At 59.4% G+C, this 20,414-nt stretch carries 18 protein-coding genes and 1 pseudogene; 9 read left to right on the top strand and 10 right to left on the bottom strand.

The features are described from left to right. Positions 1–126 precede the first annotated feature (126 nt). From GL286_RS21105 to GL286_RS21130, 6 genes and pseudogenes are all read left to right on the top strand, one after another. Positions 127–885: pseudogene (locus GL286_RS21105) on the top strand (IS110 family RNA-guided transposase); the annotation flags it as partial. Positions 886–2,646: 1,761 nt separating this feature from the next. Further along, complete coding sequence (locus GL286_RS21110; protein ID WP_155097547.1) at positions 2,647–3,516, top strand: M12 family metallopeptidase; 870 nt, start codon at positions 2,647–2,649, stop codon at positions 3,514–3,516. A gap of 434 nt (positions 3,517–3,950) precedes the next feature. Beyond that, positions 3,951–5,666 carry a trypsin-like serine protease gene (locus GL286_RS21115; RefSeq protein WP_155097548.1) on the top strand — a complete coding sequence of 572 codons (1,716 nt, stop codon included), beginning with the start codon at positions 3,951–3,953 and terminating at the stop codon, positions 5,664–5,666. 20 nt (positions 5,667–5,686) lie between these two features. After that, positions 5,687–7,891: a S1 family peptidase gene (locus GL286_RS21120; protein WP_155097549.1), complete on the top strand. Its 2,205-nt coding sequence runs from the start codon at positions 5,687–5,689 to the stop codon at positions 7,889–7,891. Positions 7,892–8,108: 217 nt separating this feature from the next. Further along, positions 8,109–8,909 (top strand): transporter substrate-binding domain-containing protein, encoded by an 801-nt coding sequence (locus tag GL286_RS21125; protein WP_170295347.1) that lies wholly within the window; start codon positions 8,109–8,111, stop codon positions 8,907–8,909. A 940-nt stretch (positions 8,910–9,849) separates the two neighbouring features. Continuing rightward, entirely contained in the window at positions 9,850–10,071 is a 222-nt protein-coding gene (locus tag GL286_RS21130; protein WP_155097551.1) for a sigma factor-like helix-turn-helix DNA-binding protein, read from the top strand. Between the two features lie 56 nt (positions 10,072–10,127). Here the strand turns inward: GL286_RS21130 and GL286_RS21135 are convergent, their stop codons facing one another. From GL286_RS21135 to GL286_RS21155, 5 genes are all read right to left on the bottom strand, one after another. Beyond that, the gene (locus GL286_RS21135; protein WP_155097552.1) at positions 10,128–10,559 is read right to left on the bottom strand and encodes a hypothetical protein; all 432 of its coding nucleotides are present in this window, start codon (positions 10,557–10,559) and stop codon (positions 10,128–10,130) included. A gap of 218 nt (positions 10,560–10,777) precedes the next feature. Further along, positions 10,778–11,491: an arsenical resistance protein ArsH gene (gene arsH, locus GL286_RS21140; protein WP_425496108.1), complete on the bottom strand. Its 714-nt coding sequence runs from the start codon at positions 11,489–11,491 to the stop codon at positions 10,778–10,780. Continuing rightward, positions 11,484–11,903, bottom strand: coding sequence for an arsenate reductase family protein (locus GL286_RS21145; protein WP_155097554.1), 420 nt, complete (start codon positions 11,901–11,903; stop codon positions 11,484–11,486). The genes arsH and GL286_RS21145 overlap by 8 nt, the downstream gene beginning before the upstream one ends. Positions 11,904–11,911: 8 nt before the next feature. Next, entirely contained in the window at positions 11,912–12,952 is a 1,041-nt protein-coding gene (gene arsB, locus GL286_RS21150; protein WP_155097555.1) for an ACR3 family arsenite efflux transporter, read from the bottom strand. Between the two features lie 43 nt (positions 12,953–12,995). Next, a complete protein-coding gene (locus GL286_RS21155) occupies positions 12,996–13,328 on the bottom strand; it encodes an ArsR/SmtB family transcription factor (protein ID WP_155097556.1) in 333 nt (110 codons plus the stop codon). 173 nt (positions 13,329–13,501) lie between these two features. Between GL286_RS21155 and GL286_RS21160 the strand changes: the two genes are divergently transcribed. Next, positions 13,502–13,852: an antitoxin Xre/MbcA/ParS toxin-binding domain-containing protein gene (locus GL286_RS21160; protein WP_155097557.1), complete on the top strand. Its 351-nt coding sequence runs from the start codon at positions 13,502–13,504 to the stop codon at positions 13,850–13,852. Next, on the top strand, positions 13,852–14,346 hold the full coding sequence (locus GL286_RS21165; protein WP_155097558.1) for an RES family NAD+ phosphorylase: 495 nt from the start codon (positions 13,852–13,854) through the stop codon (positions 14,344–14,346). The genes GL286_RS21160 and GL286_RS21165 overlap by 1 nt, the downstream gene beginning before the upstream one ends. A gap of 412 nt (positions 14,347–14,758) precedes the next feature. Here GL286_RS21165 and GL286_RS21170 read toward each other — a convergent pair whose 3' ends face one another. The 5 genes from GL286_RS21170 to GL286_RS21190 all read right to left on the bottom strand — a co-directional run bounded on the left by GL286_RS21170 (position 14,759) and on the right by GL286_RS21190 (position 19,371). Next, positions 14,759–15,064 carry a hypothetical protein gene (locus tag GL286_RS21170; protein WP_155097559.1) on the bottom strand — a complete coding sequence of 102 codons (306 nt, stop codon included), beginning with the start codon at positions 15,062–15,064 and terminating at the stop codon, positions 14,759–14,761. 478 nt (positions 15,065–15,542) lie between these two features. Continuing rightward, positions 15,543–16,508 (bottom strand): aldo/keto reductase, encoded by a 966-nt coding sequence (locus GL286_RS21175; protein ID WP_155097560.1) that lies wholly within the window; start codon positions 16,506–16,508, stop codon positions 15,543–15,545. A 2-nt stretch (positions 16,509–16,510) separates the two neighbouring features. Next, positions 16,511–17,479, bottom strand: a complete 969-nt coding sequence (locus tag GL286_RS21180) for an NADP-dependent oxidoreductase (protein WP_246185055.1) — start codon at positions 17,477–17,479, stop codon at positions 16,511–16,513. A 44-nt stretch (positions 17,480–17,523) separates the two neighbouring features. After that, positions 17,524–18,543 (bottom strand): alkene reductase, encoded by a 1,020-nt coding sequence (locus tag GL286_RS21185; RefSeq protein WP_155097562.1) that lies wholly within the window; start codon positions 18,541–18,543, stop codon positions 17,524–17,526. A gap of 12 nt (positions 18,544–18,555) precedes the next feature. After that, the gene (locus GL286_RS21190) at positions 18,556–19,371 is read right to left on the bottom strand and encodes an SDR family NAD(P)-dependent oxidoreductase (RefSeq protein WP_246185056.1); all 816 of its coding nucleotides are present in this window, start codon (positions 19,369–19,371) and stop codon (positions 18,556–18,558) included. A 77-nt stretch (positions 19,372–19,448) separates the two neighbouring features. Here GL286_RS21190 and GL286_RS21195 point away from each other — a divergent pair, with 77 nt between their 5' ends. Continuing rightward, complete coding sequence (locus GL286_RS21195) at positions 19,449–20,006, top strand: TetR/AcrR family transcriptional regulator (RefSeq protein ID WP_155097563.1); 558 nt, start codon at positions 19,449–19,451, stop codon at positions 20,004–20,006. Positions 20,007–20,414: the final 408 nt, after the last annotated feature.

Genomic DNA, 20,414 nt, shown 5'->3' on the forward strand with positions numbered 1-20,414 from the left:
GCGGCGATCACCATGGGGCCGACGACGCGCTCAACCACAAAGCTGGCGGAGGAGGCCCCATGGGCGGCGACGAAAAACGCGCGGCCTGAAAACGAAGACGAGTGACAACTCCTTTGACAAACACCGGATGCCAATGATGCAGACGGCCTTGCTCGGATCGCAGAGGCTGGGTTCTAAAAGGAAGTCCGCGTCAAGGCGTTCGGCTCGATGCTGGCGCGCACGCTGATCGCGATCCGCAGCCAGATCGTCGGTATGTCGATCCAGCTGAGCAACCAGATCCGGGGCGTCATGAAGACGTTCGGGCTGATTGTGCCGAAGGGCAAGGGCCGGGTCTTCGAGGCCAATGTCCGCGCTCTTCTCGACGGAAGGGATGATCTGGCGCGGATCATTCTGCCGCTACTCGGGGCATGGCGCGACATGCGCAGCCACGCGGCCGAGTTCGACCGGCAGTTGCTTGCTGCCGCGAGGCACGACAAGGCAGCGGTCTTGCTGATGACGATCCCGGGCATCGGGCCGGTGACGGCCCTGTCATTTTCCGCCGCAGTGGAAGACCCGGGCAATTTCCGACGGTCGCGCTCCGTTGGGGCGTGGCTCGGGCTGACCACGCGCCGATACCAGTCGGGAGAGGTCGACTATGACGGCCACATTTCCCGCAGGGGCGACCGACATCTGCGTAGCCTGCTCTACGAGGCTGCAGTCGTGATGCTGACGCGCAGCAGGGTCCGGAACGACAGCGTGCTCCGGACATGGGGCCTGGCGCTGAAGGAACGTATCGGGCTCAAGCGCGCTGCCGTGGCCGTCGCACGCAAGCTGGCGGTGATCATACACAGCATGCTCAAGACCGGCGAAGCCTTCAAGCCGTCCGGAGAACCCGCGACAATTTAGACCGGAGCCCGCCAGCCGGGACCGGCACATGCGTGCTGCGCCGTCCCTGCCGCGGACGTGGGTCTGGCCATTCCGTTTAGATTGGCTGCAGCTGTCAGGATAGACTGCGCGTTGAACACAGGAAGGCCGTGCCTGCGAAGACCATGATGCGACGGCACATGCCGACCGCGGAGACAACCCTGCTCCCGGCACCCGGACATTTCTGCGCAACGAGCCGGACACGGCCCCGGTCCCGCACTTAAGATTTGCGCTGCGTGCTGCCACCCTTGCGGCACGGCGGACGTTCTGCTGCCCAGCAGCCTTGACGTGCGGATGGCGATTAGACAACCTACGAAAATCCGGAACGAATGTCATGCCGAGCGCGCTTCTGTTCGCGATGGGCAGGAATTCAGACTGAGCGCCAAAGAGCTTACCGTCGCAAAGTTCTCCCCTGTGTAGCAGGCAATTTCGAAGTTCTTTGAAGTACCTAAAACACTTCAGAAGTTCTTCTAAATTGCGGATCGAGTACTTTGAAGCCCCCACAAGCGATGGGTATATTGCCTCTCGAATCGTACTACTTTCTACAACCGTCATTTCCTGTAATGAAAACCAGATCCCACTCGTCCCTGTTGCATTGCTTGGGAATTGCAACTTAATGAAAAGGTCCAGCTTTCCCATCTCGGATGTTAGTCTTTCCGTCCAGTATTCATATATTGAAATAATACCAATCAAGTATAGTTCGGATACGATTTTTAGTTGATCTTCCCAACTGGTATCAACAAAGGCTTGCAGTAAATTTGCAGTGCTTCGAGTATTTGGTGCGTCATTGTATTTTTTTTGCAAATAGTCGGATGAAACGCTTTCATTGTCGGCATACTCTCCCGCAATCGTTTTTCTGAAATTCCACAGAGCACTGCACATTGGCAGGGCAACTTCGTTCAGATTTTCAATTTCACGGCGAAGATCATTCGAATCCTCGAAAAAGAACTTTTGCACCAGATAGATCCAAGGTTCAGAAGGTAAATGGAAACCAAATGACCTTCGTTATATATAGCGACCTGCGGCTTAAGATTGCATGTCTGCCTCTAACGTGCATCGGGTAAGGCACACACTTCCGTCGATCTAGCAGGTGTCTCCGACAATCTGCATGAAGTTTCAACTCAATCCCTCATGTTAGAGGGGCGGTTTCGTAAAATTCGCACGGCGCGGAAAAATTTATCATGGGTTGCGTCGATCCGTAAATCTGCAACGACCGTCAGGTTCTGCGGGGCAGCTGCCCTTGGTACGCCGTACAGTTTTGTAAATCTGGGCTCCGAACAACATGCCGCAGTGCGGAAATTAGCAGGTCTGGCTGAAGCGGGCGGCCTGAATCATCCGTGGTCGGCGCGGGCTTGGTCATAGCCTCCATCGAAGCCTCTGGCACCACCTGCCGGCCGATGCAGCGACCACCGTCGAGCAAAAACTGGCCAAACTTTGCAAGATCACGCGGCGACAGTATCAGCCCCGCGTGCGGCCACGGCACCCCGTCGTCCCTGCGGTGTCCCCGATGCCAAGCGGTTCGACCAGTCTGACCGCCACAAATTTCTCGATTGGCATTCCGGTGCTGCCCGCGCGCGATGATTTTTGCCAAAAGCATCGTGGCACCACCGTTGTTGGTCCAATCCTTGCCCATCCCCCCCACGCCGAGAGTAAATTAACTCCCAGTCTTGGGTCACGGGATAAGGTCACTTGCCGACTATCCCCTTAGCAGCATCGCATTGTGGTGTCCGACGTATTTCCTTGATGGAATCACAAAGCCGTGAGAACGTCGTCGAGTGTTTCATTGTTGTGAGGTTAATTGTGGATAGACGTTTCTTCATTGGCGCATCGGCCGCATGTTCATGCTTTATGTGTGCCTCAAACAGTTTTTCCCAAGAAGTTGCAGAATCGATGCCTTCCTGCGCCATTATGACGGCGGATGACCAGTTAGCGTCGGATAAGATCGCCGAAAGCGAATGGGGCGGGAATGCGCCACAAAATGACGACATGGGTTTTGAAGCATCTTATTCCTTGCGCAAGAGATGGAATCCCGACAGGAGGGAAATCCGCGTCGCATTCCTGACCAATCCCCCAATTGCTGATCACGTCTTCAGGGCGGCTCAGGGCTGGGAGCCATACATGAAGCTCAAATTCAAGCGGGTCAATGTGCGGGACGGCGCGGACATCTACGCGCGCTTCGCTCCGGGTCAAGGTCATTATTCCTATATTGGAACGGATTGCCGGTGGGGATACGCCAATGATGGCCACACAATGAGTTTTGGATGGGAGGGCAGCGTTTCAACGACCGATCTACGCCGTGTCACACTTCATGAATTCGGACATGCCTTAGGCCTGGTTCATGAGCATCATGTTCCAGGATCCGATATTAGCTGGAACAAGCCTGCGGTATACGACTATTACGAAAAGAAATATGGCTGGTCAAAAGAGAAAATCGATCGCAACATCCTCAATCAATACACCAGAAATGAAGTTCGCGGGACAGCCTATGATGCCGCTTCGATCATGCACTATCCCGTCCCCAGGGAGCACGTGATAGATCCGGAAGATGTCGTTGGCTGGAACTCTAATTTGTCGCAGGGAGACAAGATATTAATCGGTAAGATGTGGTCGTGATGCGCACATCCGCGAAAATAACTAAGAGCAGCGGGGAGAAAAGTCTCAGTTGTCGTCAATGGATTGATGACTCTGGCTTGGTACAAAAATACGACCCAAACCTACGAGGGATTTGGTTTGGTAATTATACTCCGTTACGCTGCCGTTATGTAAGGACAGTATACCGGAAGCAACGGCATACAGGAATAACTATTCATCAACCGAAGGGCACGGCGATGACGGTGCGGGAAGTTGCGCCCCTGAAGATTAGTGAACCAAATGCTTTCGAAAATCCATCCATATCTGGGAAATATCTCACCAGCATTAAATAAATATGTCAAACCTTCGATCACTCTCGCAATCGATCCGGATGCGCTGGAAGAGTCGAATTTCGTCTGGTTTATCGACCCTGCGTCTAACTAGCGACATCCGTCTCTTGATCTCAAGGAGGCAATATGATACCGCCGTTTAGGCAATTGCTATTTACGCTCTTGACTTCGGTCTATCTTTCCGAACCAGCGAAGGCAGAACCGCCATTAATAACTGCCGAAGATCTTAGAAAGATCGCACCCTTCGCAAAAGAATCGTATATTCACGATATTATCGATTCGCGTGAAAATTTGGAAGCGCACGGAATCAACACGCGCCTGCGGATGGCACACTTTCTCGCTCAAGTGATGACCGAGACGGGAGGCCTGAAAAGCCTCGAACAAAGCGGCCTCGATATTGCTGCCGACCCCGACTTGGCCCGTGATTCCGACGTCGCCTTGGCTGCCGCACTCGCCTTCTGGAGCCGAAACGCAATCAACAAGGCCGCCGATTCCCATGACCGACTGAAGGTGAGGGTGCTTGTCAACGGTCCGGCAGCAAACGGATTTGCCCAGTCAAAGGCCTGGTTTAACAAAATCTGGAACGAGGCGCTGCGTGACAGGGAGTTATTAGGCTTCGAAGCGAACGGTGATCTGGTACCGACGCTAGGAAGTCAAGACGTAGCCTCCTTCGACGAAATCCTTGAGGAAACCGGATTCCTCGATCCCGCGAGTTTGGCGCTGGAAAACGCAGGTAATGCGCGCCGTGAATCCATTCTTGCCTTTCAGCGAGAAAATGGACTCAGGGAAACAGGTGAATTGGACCTAGCTACCGAAGACGCGCTATTAGACCCGCTTCAATGGCGGCATCGTCAGGCCGGGCCCGACGATACAGCATTGCTGAACCTTCTACACCGTGACGCCACGGTGCGTATCGACTTGAAGACCGGCGCGGTGATTGTTCGCTCAGCGAGCGGGTTCGAGGCATCCTCTGGAAGGGTCACCGCCACTGCAGGGGGGCCATCGACCGCGCCTTCAGCCACCAGCACCGAGCCGTCCGAGCAACTAGCGGCACTTCTCGCAATGGCGACCCCGATCTATCCCGAATACGCGCCGGTCGGCGACTTTAATGAGAATCCGCCCAGCGGGGTCGTCCAGTACGGCGTTATTGGCGACGACGACCGGTTCGCTGCGACACTGGAGTTTGATCCCCTCAGCCACCCATTTAGTAGCACGGTATATATACTCTTCAAAAACAAGTACGGCGAAGAAAAGTCCTGCACTGGCGCAATGGTCGCGCCAAAGGCGGTGCTGACGGCAGCGCATTGCATCCATTCCGGCACCGTCAAGGGTGCACCATATTCGGATTTCGTGGTCGTGCCGGGCTGGGTCGGAGGTTCGATCAATTTCGGAGATTGCAAGGCCTTGAGCGCGCAAGTTATGGGCGGCTGGCTCGCCGCGACCTCGCACACCGAACTCCATGAGAGCGATTTGGGCCTGATTAAGCTCGATTGCGAGATTGGGAAGGAGACGGGGTGGTTTGCTATGCGCGCCCTTGGCGAAGAGGAGGTGGGTCTGGAGATCACGGTGCAGGGCTATGCCTCGGACCGCGACCCGCGCGCGATGCAATGGCTCAGCAAGGACTGGATCCGCGAAATGCAGGCCCGGAAGGGATTTCATCGTGCCGACACGTACGGCGGAACAAGCGGTGCTCCGATTTACGTCTCGGCCGACAACAAAACACTAGTGGGCATCCACACAAATACGTATTTCGGACTGGAAGAGCCTTGGAAATCCAACAACGGGTTCTCGCCGCTCACGCCCGAACGCCTGGCCATCATTTCCGATTGGATCGACAAGTGAGGTGCCGGGCGCTCATTGTTATGCTGCTTGCCGCGTGGTGCCTTGGTCAGGCCGCCCGCTCTCAAGAGTTCGACGCCAGATCTGCAGTCTACATCGAATGCACGGTAAGTGGCAAGGTCACAGGCCAAGGCAGCGGCGCAGTGATCGATGCCGAAGGCAGGCTTTTGACCGCAAAACATGTGGTCGAGCGCGCCCATGCCAACAATGGAGATTGCAGGGGCGCCATCGGAACGCGGATCAACCCGAACGATTTGAGAAAACTCACTTTCCGCGTTGTGCCCGAAAATCTCGATATAGTCATGATGCAATTCGACGAGCACGAGATCCTGACTTTCGTGCCGATCCCTTTCGCCGGCCTGATCGATATTCCAAAGGATACTGAAGTGGTGGGCTACGGCTTCCATCCGGACGGCAGTCCCACCGCCGACCGCAGCGTGGGCAAAGTAATCTCGGAGACTGTCGACGCGAGCGGCAGGATGAAGTCGGGGCAGAATACCCAGAAAGGCATGTCAGGCGGGCCGGTCCTAATAGATGGCAGGTTAGTTGGGATCATTGCCGCCGAAAGCTTTGACCGCCAAGGTCAGCAGATCTCAACCCTATTTGTACCGGCAAAGCAGTTCCCTGAGGATATCCTACGCTGGCTAACGAACCAAGATACAACGCGCCGCGATCGGACCGCCACTATACTGGCCGAGCAGTTGGCCATGAACGATGTTTGCACCCAGATCCTGCGCGAGCAGATCAGCCTGCGAAAGAACGAATTTCCGACCGCGGCTCAAATCGCCACACCTTTGATCGAAGCCTCATCGAGTTCCTTAATTGAAGTGGCAGACTACTGGGTGACGGTCACCACCGGTCCTGCTCGATGGATAGATTGTAGAACAGGCAAGATGCTGAAGGCGCTATACTTCCCGACCGGCATGATGCTGCAGCCAGAGCGGGACGTGACCATCGACGGCGAGACGCGTACGATTTTCCTGACCGAACAGGGATTGCGGGTGTTCCTCGATCACGAAGCGATCGAGCCGATCACGCCAGATATTGGCTATGTATTCGCAACTGCGACCGGGGTCTTCAAAGTCTGTAAACAGACCGACACCGGGTGCAGCGTCTTCGATGAATATCGGATCACCGAGCACGATCAGCACTGGCCCTTTCTTTCGGGCTACCAGTCCTATCTGCGTAGCGAGGAACCAGCCGATCTGGACAGGGCGAGCGAGGCACTGCGCGAAATGTTCGAATACCAATCTGATCCGCCCGGACCCTTCGATCCACTGGCAATACACCTAAATCTGACCGACCTCGGGAGCCTTCCTGCCTGCAAAGAGCGCGAGGCGCGACTCTACACGGTATTGATGCGATTCGATGCCGCGAAGGCAGACAAGGGCTCTGCCTATCTGGAGCCGGTCCGTTTCAGCCTCTGCACGCTGCATAAAAAAACCGCCTATAACCGGTTAGAGCGGATCAAGGTCGTGACGCTTGCAGCTGCGGACGCTCGGTTCCGAAATCTTTGGGCCGTCAACACTATCCACCAGCCGACCGAGAACGTGCAGCGTGTGACACGGGCGCTCTTCAATGTCACCCAGCCAATCGTCAGCATCATGAAATGCGATGACGACCGGCGTGCCATTTTGACACTCGGACGCGCTGCGCGCGGCAGTGTCACCGCGTTAGATGATGTGGTCGCCGCCGACGCCGACGATGCGCTCGCCGAAGTCTCGACACGCCGACATTCGGTTTTCCGCCAGTTCCAGATCACGCAAGCACGTTCGCCCGTCGATGTGTTCAAGACTGCGCCGCTCTTTAACGATATCGAACTCTCCGCAGTTTGTGCCGGCAATAACGAGATCACCAATGCCGGCGAGATCATTGTTGACCTAGCTCCACTTGCCCAGAAGCTGGAGCTTAAGCTCTTTGATCTATTCAATGACTTGAAGACCAGTGATGAATATCGGAATCTCGGTATGGTCGATCCCGATATTCTTAACAAACGCTTGCGCGAAGGCATAATGTATCGGATCTGCGGTTTCCATGAGTACATCGTCTGGCGGTCGATTCTCTTCGATGAGATTAAGGACAGTGAACTTGTCCGGCAGGCGAAAGAGGCGATGGGAGTCGATCTGGCACTGATGGCCGATCACATCACACATCTGATCATGGCCAATGTTTTTTCTACCGATACGAGGATTCTGAACAGCCAACACAGAACAGAGAGGTGCGATTGATGCTGAAAGGAATAATTGGGTACCCCTTGCTGATGCTTATCACCAGTGCGGGATTGACGTTGAGCGGCGACACCCACATCTGCCACGAAGCGAAGACGGCCCGGGACGGCACCTACCAGCTATCGCAGCTTGGGCCCGAGCCGCTCACCATCTGGTGTTGCTGCGGCGGTTGTTGTGGCTACTCGAGAGATTGCAACACCATACCAGGATGCTCGTCGTGCTAGGACGGGGCATTGTCGTACTTGCGCTGACCGCGCCACACGTCTCCGCTGCCGAGGCTCTGCTGCCGATCTGTTACCGCGAAGACACAGCGCCGTTTTCATATCTCGACGCAAAGGGCGAACCGGCCGGCTACACAATCGAACTTTGCAGGCGAGTCGCCGCCAGCCTAAATGTGGAGGTGAAGATGGTAGCGGTCACCGCGGAGGACCGCTTCGCGCGGCTGGCCCGCGGCGATTGTGATCTTTTGTGCGAAGCGACCTCGGTGACGTTGAAGCGGCGACAACAGGCAGACTTTAGCTATTACACCTTTCTCACCGGTGCTGCCTTTCTCTATCCCAAAAAAATCGAAGATGCCGGCAAGTCGGTTATTGTCGGTTATCTGAAAGGCACTACCGTCGAGACGGCTGCTCGGGCAGGCAACATCATTGGCGGCAACAGCGGACAGTTTATATTAAAAGAGTTCGAATTCGAAAGCCACGAGGAGGCACAAGAGGCATTGGCGAACGGCGAGGTTCAAGGTTATCTGGCCGACCGGGAGATCCTAGAATCGATGCTGGAAGAGTTACCGCAACTTGCGGAGACACACCAGATCTCGAAACAAAGCCTGACTTATGAACCCTATGCGATCGCAGTACGGCTCGGCGATTTCGAGACACGTTTAAAGGTTGATACCGCATTGGCCGAGCTTTTCACTACGCCGGGTACAATGCGTGCTTTGCTGAGCGAGCAAATCCCCGCTAGGCGCAATGACCCAGTGCTGGAAGAGCTCTTCAGGATTCAGGCGATACCAGAGTAAAACTTCGTCTAATAGGTCCTTCTCTGCGCCCCCTGAACGACTGCTTTCGCAACCATCCCCTGGTTATCATTGATGCATCGCGGCGAGCGGCTTAGCGCCCGATCTGGGATGTGATGCGCCGTTTCCCGCTGCGCGCCGTCTGAACGGCTGCTTCTGTAATCATGCAGAGGCAGTCGTGCCGCAACGCAGCGGGCAGATCACCGCCCGATGGGCCATAAAGGTCCAAATTTCGCTGCGACGCGTACGAATGGCTGCTATCTCAGATTGCTGCGAATGCAGCGCCGCACCACCGAAAGTCGGCTTACCGCCCGATCTAGAATGTGAAGCGCCGTTCCCGCCGCGCGTCGCCTGAGGGGCTGCTTTCGCAATCATGCTGCGGCTGCGGTGCCGCAGCGCGGTGGGCAGCAAACCGCCCGATGGGTCTGTGAAGGCCCAATTTTCGCTGCGACGCACACGAATGGCTGCTATCTCAGAATGCTGCGAGTGCAGTGCCGCACGGCCGAAGGTCGGCTCACCGCCCGATCTTTGTCGCACGGCACCGTTTCTCGCTGCGCTCCGCCTGAGCGGCCGTTCTCGCAGTTTTTCTGCGGCTGTCATGCCGCACCGCAGTGGTCGGCTTGCCGCCCTTTGCGACGTGGGAGCTCGAGAACGCATCGTTCACCATGCACCCGCAGCGAACGGCAGGTATGCCGTTGCTTGAGGGCAAAATGCCCGCCGCTAGCACTTCAGGCAGAAACTTGCTGATCTTCAGTAGGCTTCGCCGACCCTCTCGGTGCCCAGTCGTGAATCTTGTGCCCACCAGCCACGACAGGCCGAGCGCGTTCCGCGATGCCCGTTTCCTTCGCCCATGCCGTCGCAATTTCGTTGCAAAAGATTGACATACGTCAACGACGATCGGCCTCCCATGTGCATATTCGGGCGGCACGCGGGAGGAACTATCATGATCGAAGCAAGACCCCTCAAACGCTGGGAGCTCGCTTGGGAACTGTCGCAATCCGGCCTCTCTACCGCCGAGATCGGTGAACGTCTCGGGATCAGTCAGGGTCATGCCGCCGTGCTGATTGTGCGCGGTGCCGAACGGCTCAGACTGCCAAGTGACTGGCTGAGCCCGTTGCCGCCACTCGGGGAGAGCGCAGCAAATGCATTTCTACAGCAGCAGTGATCCGTTTCCGTCGTTCAAGCTCTCACCACGGCGCGCGCAGAACAGATGCACAGTAGTCAATTGGCGAAGGCGTCGATTAGGTTCATGACCGCCAAGACCTTTCTCGTCCCACTGTCGACGCGATAGATTCGGTTGTCGTTACGGTAGTAATCCCAGCCGCGACGGCGCTCCAGATCATAGCGGCTTGGGTCACGGACAACGATGTAATCGCCGACACGAAGGACGTCGCCAACGCGGTTGCCGTATTTTTTGGCTTGGCCGGGTGGGACGCAGGATGGCTGCTTCTTTGCGAGTCCGGGCGGGCATTCGGCGTAATAGGACCGTCTACGGTCATCGCCATGCTTGCCATTATCGAAATTCGCGCGCACCTGCGGTTTCCCGTGTTTGTTACCGTGACCGTTGCCATTGCCTGGATCAGCGATAACGGGTTCCGCGCCAAGAGCGGCTAGTGCCATTCCCGCGGCGATCAATCTGTATGCGATCTTCATCGCTCCGCTCCCCATGTTTTGGACGAGAGTTAACGCGCGAGGATGCCAATACGCACCTCTTGCTTACTGCATTGGCAATAACCCGCCGCTTGAACTGCCTTCGATCCTTCCTGAACACCAGATTGCCATGTGGGGTGCAGCGAGCGCAGTCACGAAAAGACCGGCTCAAGTGGGACACGCTACCGCCCATTTGCGAAGTACTTCTATGATCGTGACGGTCAGACCGCCTTGCTCTGGTTAACCCGTTTCGACAGTTCCGTATGACTTTCGATGCGTTCAGAGTAGCGGTCGACCAGATGCTCGCGGATGTCACGGGTCAGCAAAGTGAAGCGGGTCAACTCTTCCATCACATCGACGATGCGGTCGTAATAGGCCGAAGGTTTCATTCGCCCTGTCGCGTCGAACTCATCCCAAGCTTTGGCAACCGAGGATTGGTTCGGGATCGTCAGCAGCCGCATCCATCGGCCAAGGATGCGCAGCTGGTTCACCGTATTGAAGCTTTGGCTGCCGCCGCAAACCTGCATCACGGCCAGCGTCTTACCCTGCGTCGGACGCACACTGCCCAGCGATAGCGGTATCCAGTCGATCTGGTTCTTCATCACGCCTGACATCGCGCCATGCCGCTCGGGCGAGGACCAAACCATGCCCTCGCACCAGCCGACGAGGTCGCGCAACTCGGCGACCTTGGGATGCTCGGCGGAGGTCTCATCGACCAAGGGCAGGCCGTTAGGGTGAAAAATGCGCGTCTCGGCTCCGAAGGCGTTCAGGATGCGTGCGGCTTCCTCAGCCGCAAACCGCGAGAAGCTGCGTTCGCGCAGCGAACCATAAAGCAGCAGGATACGGGGCTTGTGCGTGCTGCGGGTGGCGGAGAAAAGCGCGTCGGCATCCATCGGATGGAAGTAGTCGGGCTTGATGTTCGGCAGGTCAGTCAAGGATTTCGCCCTTTTCATTCAGAATCATCTGGCCGTCCTCTTTGTAGAGGGGGCCGGGCGGCAGCCGGTCGAGCAGCGGCAACACGGTTTCCGAGGGACGGCAGAGGCGCACGCCCTTCGGCGAGGCGACGATGGGCCGATTAACCAGCACAGGGTGCTCTAGCATCGCGTCCAGGATAGCCTCGTCGCTGATGTCCTCATCCAGCAGGCCCAATTCGGCGGCCGGGGATTTCGAGACCCGCAACGCCTGTCGCGGCGTCAGGTCGGCAGCGGCGAACAGAGCCAGAAGCTGCGGACGAGTCCAGCCCTCGGCGAGGTAGTCGATCACGATGGGCTCGGCCCCCGAGGCGCGGATGATCTCAAGCACGTTGCGCGAGGTGCCGCAGTCGGGATTGTGGTGGATGACGATCATAGTCTTCCTCAGGCAAAACTGTTGCGGGTGCGGGTGGCGAAAGCCACCAAGGACAGCATGACTGGCACCTCGACCAGCACGCCGACGACGGTCGCGAGCGCCGCGCCGGAATGCAGCCCGAACAGGCTGATCGCCACGGCCACCGCCAGTTCGAAGAAGTTCGAGGTCCCGATCATGGCACAGGGGGCGGCGATGCGATGCGGCACCCGCATGGCATAGGCCGCGCCATAGGCCAGCGCAAAGATCGCATAGCTCTGGATCACAATCGGCACGGCGATCAGCAGAATGATCAGCGGACGGTTCAGGACGACCTCGCCCTGCAGGGCGAAAAGGATGGCGACGGTAGCGATCAGCCCCATGATCGACCACGGCTTGATGCGATGTGAAAAGGCTTCGATGGCGGCCTGCGATCCCAACGCGCGACGGGTCGCGAGGCCCGCCGCCAAGGGCAGCACGACGTAAAGAGCCGTCGACAGGACCAGCGTCTGCCACGGCACGGCGATCTCGGTCACGCCCAGCAGCAGCGCAACGATGGGCGCGAAGGCCATGACCATCACCAGATCATTCACCGAGACCTGCACCAGCGTATAGGTCGCATCGCCCCGCACCAATTGCGACCACACAAAGACCATCGCCGTGCAGGGTGCCGCGCCCAGAAGGATCAGCCCCGCGATATACTGCTGCGCGTCCTCGGGCGCGATCCATGGTGCAAAGACATGCTCGAAGAACAGCACCGCCAGCAGCGCCATGGTGAAGGGCTTGATCAGCCAGTTGATTAACAGCGTGATCAGCAGCCCCTTGGGCTGACGCGCGACCCCGGCAACGGCACCGAAGTCGACATTGACCATCATCGGATAAACCATGGCCCAGATCAGCACGGCGACGACGAGGTTGACCCGCGCGATCTCGGCCCCGGCCACCGCGCCGACCAGTCCCGGCGCGACCGCACCAAGGGCGATCCCGGCAAACATCGCCAGCGCCACCCAAAGGGTAAGCAAGCGCTCGAAGGTTCCGAGGGGGCGCACCTCGGTTTGCAAGGTTTCAGTCATGGGCCAGCTTTCGGATTTTACTTAGAGTGCGGGTGAGACGCGCTCAGCATTTGCAAGCGATCTGCTCAAGAACGGGTTGGCAAAGCTCTGCCTGTCCGCCGCAGCAATCCTCCAGCAGAAAGCCCAGCAGATCGCGCATCGTTTCCATGTTGGCGAAGTAGCGGATCGAGCGGCCCTCGCGCGTCGAACGCACGAGACCTGCCACGGAGAGGATGTTCAGGTTGCTCGACAGGGTGTTAGGCCGGACACCAAGCGCCTCGGCGATTTCACCGGCGGCTTGCCCCTGCGGTCCTGCACGGACCAGCAGACGAAACACATCGAGCCGGGTTTCTTGGCCAAGTGCAGACAGCGCGTCGAGAGTGCGATTCTTTTCCATTATTCGATGATACTGGAATAATCGTGAAATGAAAGCGAAGAAATGTGCAGATGAAGCGAGTGGCCGCTCTGATCGCTTGGGGCGCGGTGGGGCAAATGCGCCGGCGGACGTAGCAGGCACTTGAATTACACTCATACTGACGTCATATTTGGGCAGTTGATGTGGAGGTTCGGATGCAACTCGAGAATTTCGCCGAAGCCGGGCAGTTCGCGCCCGGCCGGATTGCCGAGGCCCTGCGCACCACTCGGGACGAGGTTGCGCGCACAGTTGGCCTTGGCCGCGATGCGGTAATGCGGCCCGACCGCATTGCCAGCGCCAAAACCCAGAAGCGGCTGCGCGAGATGGTGGAGATCCTGAACCGTGTGGAACCGCGCTTCGGATCTTCGCTCATCGCCTATGCCTGGTATCGGTCGGAGCCGCTTCCAGGGTTCAGCGGGTTCACCGCGATGCAGTTGGTGCGGGACGGGCGGGCGGGCGACGTAATGGATTACATCGACGCGGTCGAGGCGGGCATCCACGCCTGATGCGCTACGACGGGCTCCTCTACCGCGCGCTGAACCCGGTCTGGGCGCGCGAGCCGTTGTCTGGCGAAGGTGCACGCCGGTTTGGTGGGCGCTTCAACGCGAAGGGCACGCCAGCGCTGTACACCGCGCGCAGCATCGTTACTGCGATCCGCGAGGCGAACCAGATCGGAACGCTGCAACCCACCACGCTCGTCGCCTATGACGCGCGGATCGAACGAATCTTCGATGCGACGGATCCGGCGAACTTGGCGGCTGCCGAGATCGACCCGGCGACACTCGCCGCCGCTGACTGGCGTAGCCGGATGTTGGCAGAGGGCCGCGCGCCCACGCAGGTTATGGCCGCACGGCTGATCGGCGAGGGCTATGCGGGCATGCAGGTGCGAAGCTTCGCGCCCGGCGCCGGGTCCGATGACTTCAACATCGTCCTGTGGCGTTGGGGTGCGGACGGCGACGCGATACTGAGGCTCGTCGATGACGAGGGGCGGCTCAGATAATCAGACAGCCATAAGGATCGCGCTACGGTTCGCTTCCCTTAATCTAAAAGCGTACCAGTCCGGCCGCATCGGTCAATGATGGTGACGACGCGCTGATCGGTCTGTCCACTTTGCAGTGGTCGCGACGATGCTGCACAATAGATAGAACTCATCCGCGGGAGGGCGCGACGGGTTCAGGACGATAGCGAGGTGATGGACCGGTCTTCCCTATCCAAAGGTCAGCGGTCGGCCTCAGCCAAATCCGCTAATTTCCGCACCGCAGCATGTTGGTCGGATCCGAAGCGGCCGCTCGGACTTGGCTAATGCGGCACGGCGGCATTCTACATTGCGGCCATCGATGCGAAGCGCAGCGAATGAGGTTGCTGCGAATTCAGAAACTCCTCAACAGGAGTCAGCCCGACCCTTCAGGCCGTCACCGACCTTCGACCGTTACTCTGCATCCACCAGGCGTTAGCCATCGGCTCGAGGTGAAAGGATTAGAGATCTCTTCTCCAGCCTTCTCCTTCTTCTGAAGAATATAGCGCATCCGCTCATACTGGTCGCGGCAGGTCGTTTCAGCTGCGATCTGAGCGATATCCATGCGACTGAAGACATGCGGGTTGAGGCCCATGATCGCAGCCTCTTGGACATGGCCCGGAGACAGCGGTTTGCTATCTGCAAGAGCCGATCCCGTCGTAACAGAGAAAACCAATGCGACGAGAGAGAGTTTCCTGAACATCTGATGCCTCCACATATGGCTCCAATGCATGTGGTCACTCCGGTGGGTCGTTAGTAGAGCAACTGGCCTGGGTAAGATTACCACCGACGGGGACAACGCCCATCAATTAGGCCAGACAAACAGACACCGGTAGAGGAGGAGGCGAAAGAAGCCGTCGCTGCAATGCCCCGCATCGCGCCCCGCGCTAGTGCCGTTTTCGCTGCGAGGCTGGTTGAACGGCCGGTTAGGGGAAGACGCCGCGCAGCATCTGCGGTGCTCGACCGGCAGAAATGGTGTAGTTTTCCAACGCGGACCCAGTTTTGATCGGCACACTCATGCCGTAGCCCGCGTCGAAAAACTTACACCAAAACAGCCGTTTTGGGTTGGAGGGTGGTAATCAGCTGCTCTGCAACTGATTACTCGACGGGACGAAACTCGTTATTGCGGTGCAGACGGATGGGATGGGCAAGGTTGATCTCACGGTTCATGATCTGTTGCTTCAAGCTGCTCGGGCGGGGATGTTGGGCAGGGTGCTGACCGCGTCCAGCCTTGCGATCTGCTCTGGTGTCAGGGTGACCGCGAGCGCGCCGAGGTTGCTGGTCAGCTGGCTGATGTTACGCGGGCCGATCATCGGTACGGTGCCATGTCCCATCGCCCAGGCGATGGCGATGTGGTCAGGCCTGGCCCCGGTCTCGGCGGCGATGGCCAGGACGGTGTCGAGCACGGCCGTACGCTGCACGCTGTTCTCTGCCTGGAAGACTTTGCCGCCCATGCCCTCGGCCCGGCCTTTTTCGCCTGTCCGGTATTTGCCGGTCAACATGCCGCCCCCCAAGGGCGACCAGGTGACGACCCCAAGGCCAAGGGCCCGGGCAGCGGGGAAGGTATCGGCCTCGGGGTCACGGTGAACCAGACTGTGTTCGACCTGAACGACGGCGATGGGCAGGCTGCGGGTCAATTCGGCCAGGGTCACGGCGCGCGACAGTTGCCAAGCGGGAAAGTTCGACAGGCCTGCATAGAGGATCTTGCCCGCGCGCGCGAGGTCATCGAAGCCGCGCAGGATTTCTTCGACCGGGGTCACGCCATCGGGGTGATGGGTCCAGAGGATATCGATCCGGTCGGTCTTCAACCGCCGCAGGCTGGCCTCGACCGAGGCCACCATGGCCTTGCGGCTATTGCCAAGGACAAGGCGGTTCGCACCGGGGGCCGCGCCATTGGTGTATTTCGTGGCGAGGACGAAGTCATCACGCCGCTCTTCGAGCAACGTGCCGAGGATCGTCTCGGACTGGCCGAACTGATAGACATCTGCGGTATCGATCAGGTTGCCACCCGCCTCGGCATAGGCGTTCAGGATGGCGGCGCTGGTCTCGGGGTCGGCACCATGGCCCCACCCGGTGCCGAAGTTCCCGGTGCCAAGTGCAAGTTGCGAGATTTGCAGGCCGGTGCGGCCGAAAGGCTTGTATTGCATGGTCATTCCTTTGAATTGGCGGACATGGTCACCACGACCTTGCCCTTGGCGCGGCCCGTCTCCAGATAGGCCAGCGCGTCATTGGTCTCGGCAAAGGGGAAGGTCCGGTCGAGGACGGGACGCAGGCCCCCCGCCGCGACCAGCCGGGCAATCTGGCTCAGCTGACCGCCATCCGCGCGCATGAAATGGAAATGGTAGCTGACACCCGCCGCCTTCGCCCTGCGCCGGATGCCCCGACTGATCAGACGGAAGATCAGGCCGAGGATCGGATTCAGCCCCGCGACCTTGGCAAATTCCGGCGTTGGCGGGCCAGAGATCGAGATCAGCTTGCCGCCCGGTTTCAACACACCAACCGATTTCGTCAGCACCTCGCCCTCGAGGCTGCACAGCACAAGATCGTAACCTGACAGCATCGAAGCGAAGTCCTCCGTCCGGTAGTCGATCACCTGATCGGCCCCGAGATCGCGCAGCAGGTCGGCGTTCCTAGCGCTGGCTGTGGTGGCGACATGCGCGCCGAGGTGTTTGGCCAACTGGATTGCCATGCTGCCCACACCGCCGGTTCCGGCATGGATCAGCACCTTGGTGCCTGGCCCGATCTGGCCCAACTCCACCAGCACCTGCCAGGCGGTCAGGCTGACCAGTGGCAGCGACGCTGCCTCGGCCATGGTGAGACCGACAGGCATCAGGGCCAGATCGGCGGCATCCACCGCGATCAACTCAGCCAGAGTGCCGATCCGTCCATCGCGGACCCGTGCCATCACGCGGTCGCCGATCTGCCAGCCAGCGACCTCCGCGCCAACGGCCACCACCTCTCCCGCCAGATCATGGCCGAGGATCAACGGCGGTTTGTAGGGCAGGATCGGCTTGAAGGCGCCATCGCGCAGCTTCAGATCCAGCGGGTTCAGCCCCGCCGTATGGACCCGCACCAGCACATCGTAGGGACCGGGTACTGGGTCGGGCAGTTCTCCCATTCGAAGGCTCTGTCCTTTGCCGTAACGGTCGAGAAGCCAGGCTTTCATGGGTCGGGCTGGGCCAGAGGCGCACCGGCCTGCAGCCGTGCGACCAAATCGGGGTTGGCAATGAACGACCGCCCGAAAGACACCAGATCTGCCGATCCTGCCCGGATGGCCTCGGTCGCCAGATCCAGATCATAGCCATTGTTCGCCAACCAGGCGCCTCCGAACCGGCTTTTTAGCGCGGCAAAGTCAAAGGGCACCACATCGCGCGGGCCACCCGTCGCCCCCTCGACCACATGCAGATAGGCCAAGTTCAGGGCATTGAGCCCGGCAACAATATGATCGAACAAAGACTGCGGGTCGCTGTCGGATATGCCATTCGCTGGCGAAACCGGCGAGATGCGAATGCCGGTGCGCCCGGCCCCGATCTCGGCCACCACTGCGGCCGCAACCTCCAACATCAGGCGAGCGCGGTTTTCGATCGACCCACCATAGGCGTCATCGCGTCTGTTCGCACCGTCACGGGCGAACTGGTCCAAAAGATAGCCATTCGCGCCATGGATCTCGACCCCGTCGAAGCCGGCAGCGATGGCATTTGCCGCTGCCTGGCGGAAGCTGTCGATGATCCCCGGGATCTCGTCCAGCGCCAGCGCGCGCGGGATCGAGGGGGCAACAAAGGCGTTGTTCACGAAGGTCCGCGTTTCAGCCGCGATGGCCGAGGGCGCAACCGGCTGCGCGCCGCCCAACAGCTCGACATGGCTGACCCGGCCGACATGCCAGAGCTGAACAAAGATCCTGCCGCCTGCAGCATGGACGGCGTCCGTCACGCGGCGCCAGCCGGCGATCTGCTCGGGCGTGTAAAGGCCGGGCGTGTCCTGATAGCCCTGCGCCTGAGCCGAGACCTGTGTTGCCTCGGTGATGATCAGCCCGGCACTGGCGCGCTGGCTGTAATAGGTGGGGGACAGGTCGCTCGGGACCAATCCAGCACCAGCGCGGCTGCGGGTCAGGGGGGCCATGACGATGCGGTTGGCGAGGCGGATGCCACCCAGATCATAGGGCTGGAACAAAGGGTTGGTCATGGTTCGGTCCTTTCAGGCGCGGTAGCGTGCAGCGGGGACGGTATTGCCAAAGCCCGGCAACATCGCGTGACGCGCGGATTGATAGCTGTCCCATAGGCCCGCCTCGGACAGCGGCGGGATGGTGATGGCCTCGCCCGCGTCCAGCCCGGCCAGCGCGGCATCGACCAGCGCGGCCACCGTCATCATCGGCGGCAGTTTGGCGGGATCCGAGCCCGCCTTGTCCCAAAGCTCGGTGCCCGTAGCACCCGGCAGCACCGCCTGCACCCGCACGCCCAATGGCGCCAGTTCCACCTGCAGTCCCTGGCTCAGGAACAGGACAAAGGCCTTGGTCGCGCCATAGACCGACATGGAAAACTCCGGCACCAGCCCGACGACCGATGCGATGTTGATGATCGTGCCTCCGCCCGAGGCGGCAAACCGGGGGGCGACGGCATGGCCCAGCCGTGTCACCGCCGTGACATTCAGCGCGATCAGGCGCGAGATGTCTTCGGGCCGCTGCGCGGTGAAGGCCCCGGCCACGCTGGCCCCGGCATTGTTCACCAGGGTGGTGATCGCGGCATCCTCGCGCAGCTTTGCCTCAACCTGTGCCAGATCAGCTGCATCGGTCAGATCGGCGCGCAAGATCTCGATGCTGACATCCGTCTCGCTGCGCAGGCGCGCCGCCAGTGCATCAAGCTTCGCCTGATCGCGCGCCACCAGCACAAGATCATGGCCACGCTGCGCGAAACGTTCGGCATAGGTAGCGCCGATCCCGGCAGAGGCGCCGGTGATCAGGGTTTTCGGTGTAGTCATCGCATTGAACTCCGGCATGTGGTGCGTTATATTCATGATGATGATCATGATTGATTTAAACATGATGATGATCATCATAAAGTCAAGGGGCGAAGTTAGGGAAAGGATCCGAGATGAAAGTCTCTCGCGAGAAGATGGCCGAGAACCGCAGCCGCATCCTGACAGAAGCCGCCGTTTTATTTCGTGAAAAGGGCTTTGACGCGGTCTCGGTCGCCGAGGTGATGAAGGCCGCCGGCCTGACACATGGCGGCTTCTACGGGCATTTCGCATCGAAGGATGAGCTGATCGCCCAAACCGTTTCGCATGCCACCACCGGCAGCGAGGGCACCAAGGGGTTCGCGGCCTTTGCAGAAAGCTATCTGTCGCCCCGCCACCGCGATGCCAGCGGCCAGGGCTGTCCGACCGCCGCGCTGGCCTCGGACCTGCGCCATCAATCCGCCGAGGCCCGGCAGGCGATGGCCGCCGGGATCGAGGCGCAACTGGCACACATCGCAGCCGCCATGCAGCGTGACAGCACGACCGTGATCGCGCCCGCAGACCTTCGCCGACGCGCCATCGGCAGCTGGTCGGCCATGGTCGGGGCGATGATCATGGCCCGCGCGGTGGAAGACCCTGGACTGGCCGATGAACTGCTGGCGGGCACGCTGGATTGGGTTCGTGACGCCACTTGAGGCGGGTCAGGCTGTCCCGAAGCCTAGCCTACCCAATCGACCGCCCAGAGACTATTTCTGAACCCCGCTAGAGCAGAGGGGCATTACCTTGGGTTGCAGTGCTGGGCACCCGCTGCGGCGCGCGCGGATGACTTCTTTCCCAAATTTTCTGCGGCAGCCACGTCACGGCCAGGCCACTTCCCGCCCTTCCGACAAGCCCTCTAGCAGTGGCGGCTCAGATCAAGCTATTGCAGCGGATTTCGCTGCACGGAGCCTAAGGGGCAGCTTCGGTGAATGCTGCCGCGGTGTTTGTCAAAGGAGTTGTCACTCGTCTTCGTTTTCAGGCCGCGCGTTTTTCGTCGCCGCCCATGGGGCCTCCTCCGCCAGCTTTGTGGTTGAGCGCGTCGTCGGCCCCATGGTGATCGCCGC

The organism is Paracoccus aestuariivivens (assembly GCF_009711225.1).
GTDB lineage: Bacteria > Pseudomonadota > Alphaproteobacteria > Rhodobacterales > Rhodobacteraceae > Paracoccus > Paracoccus aestuariivivens.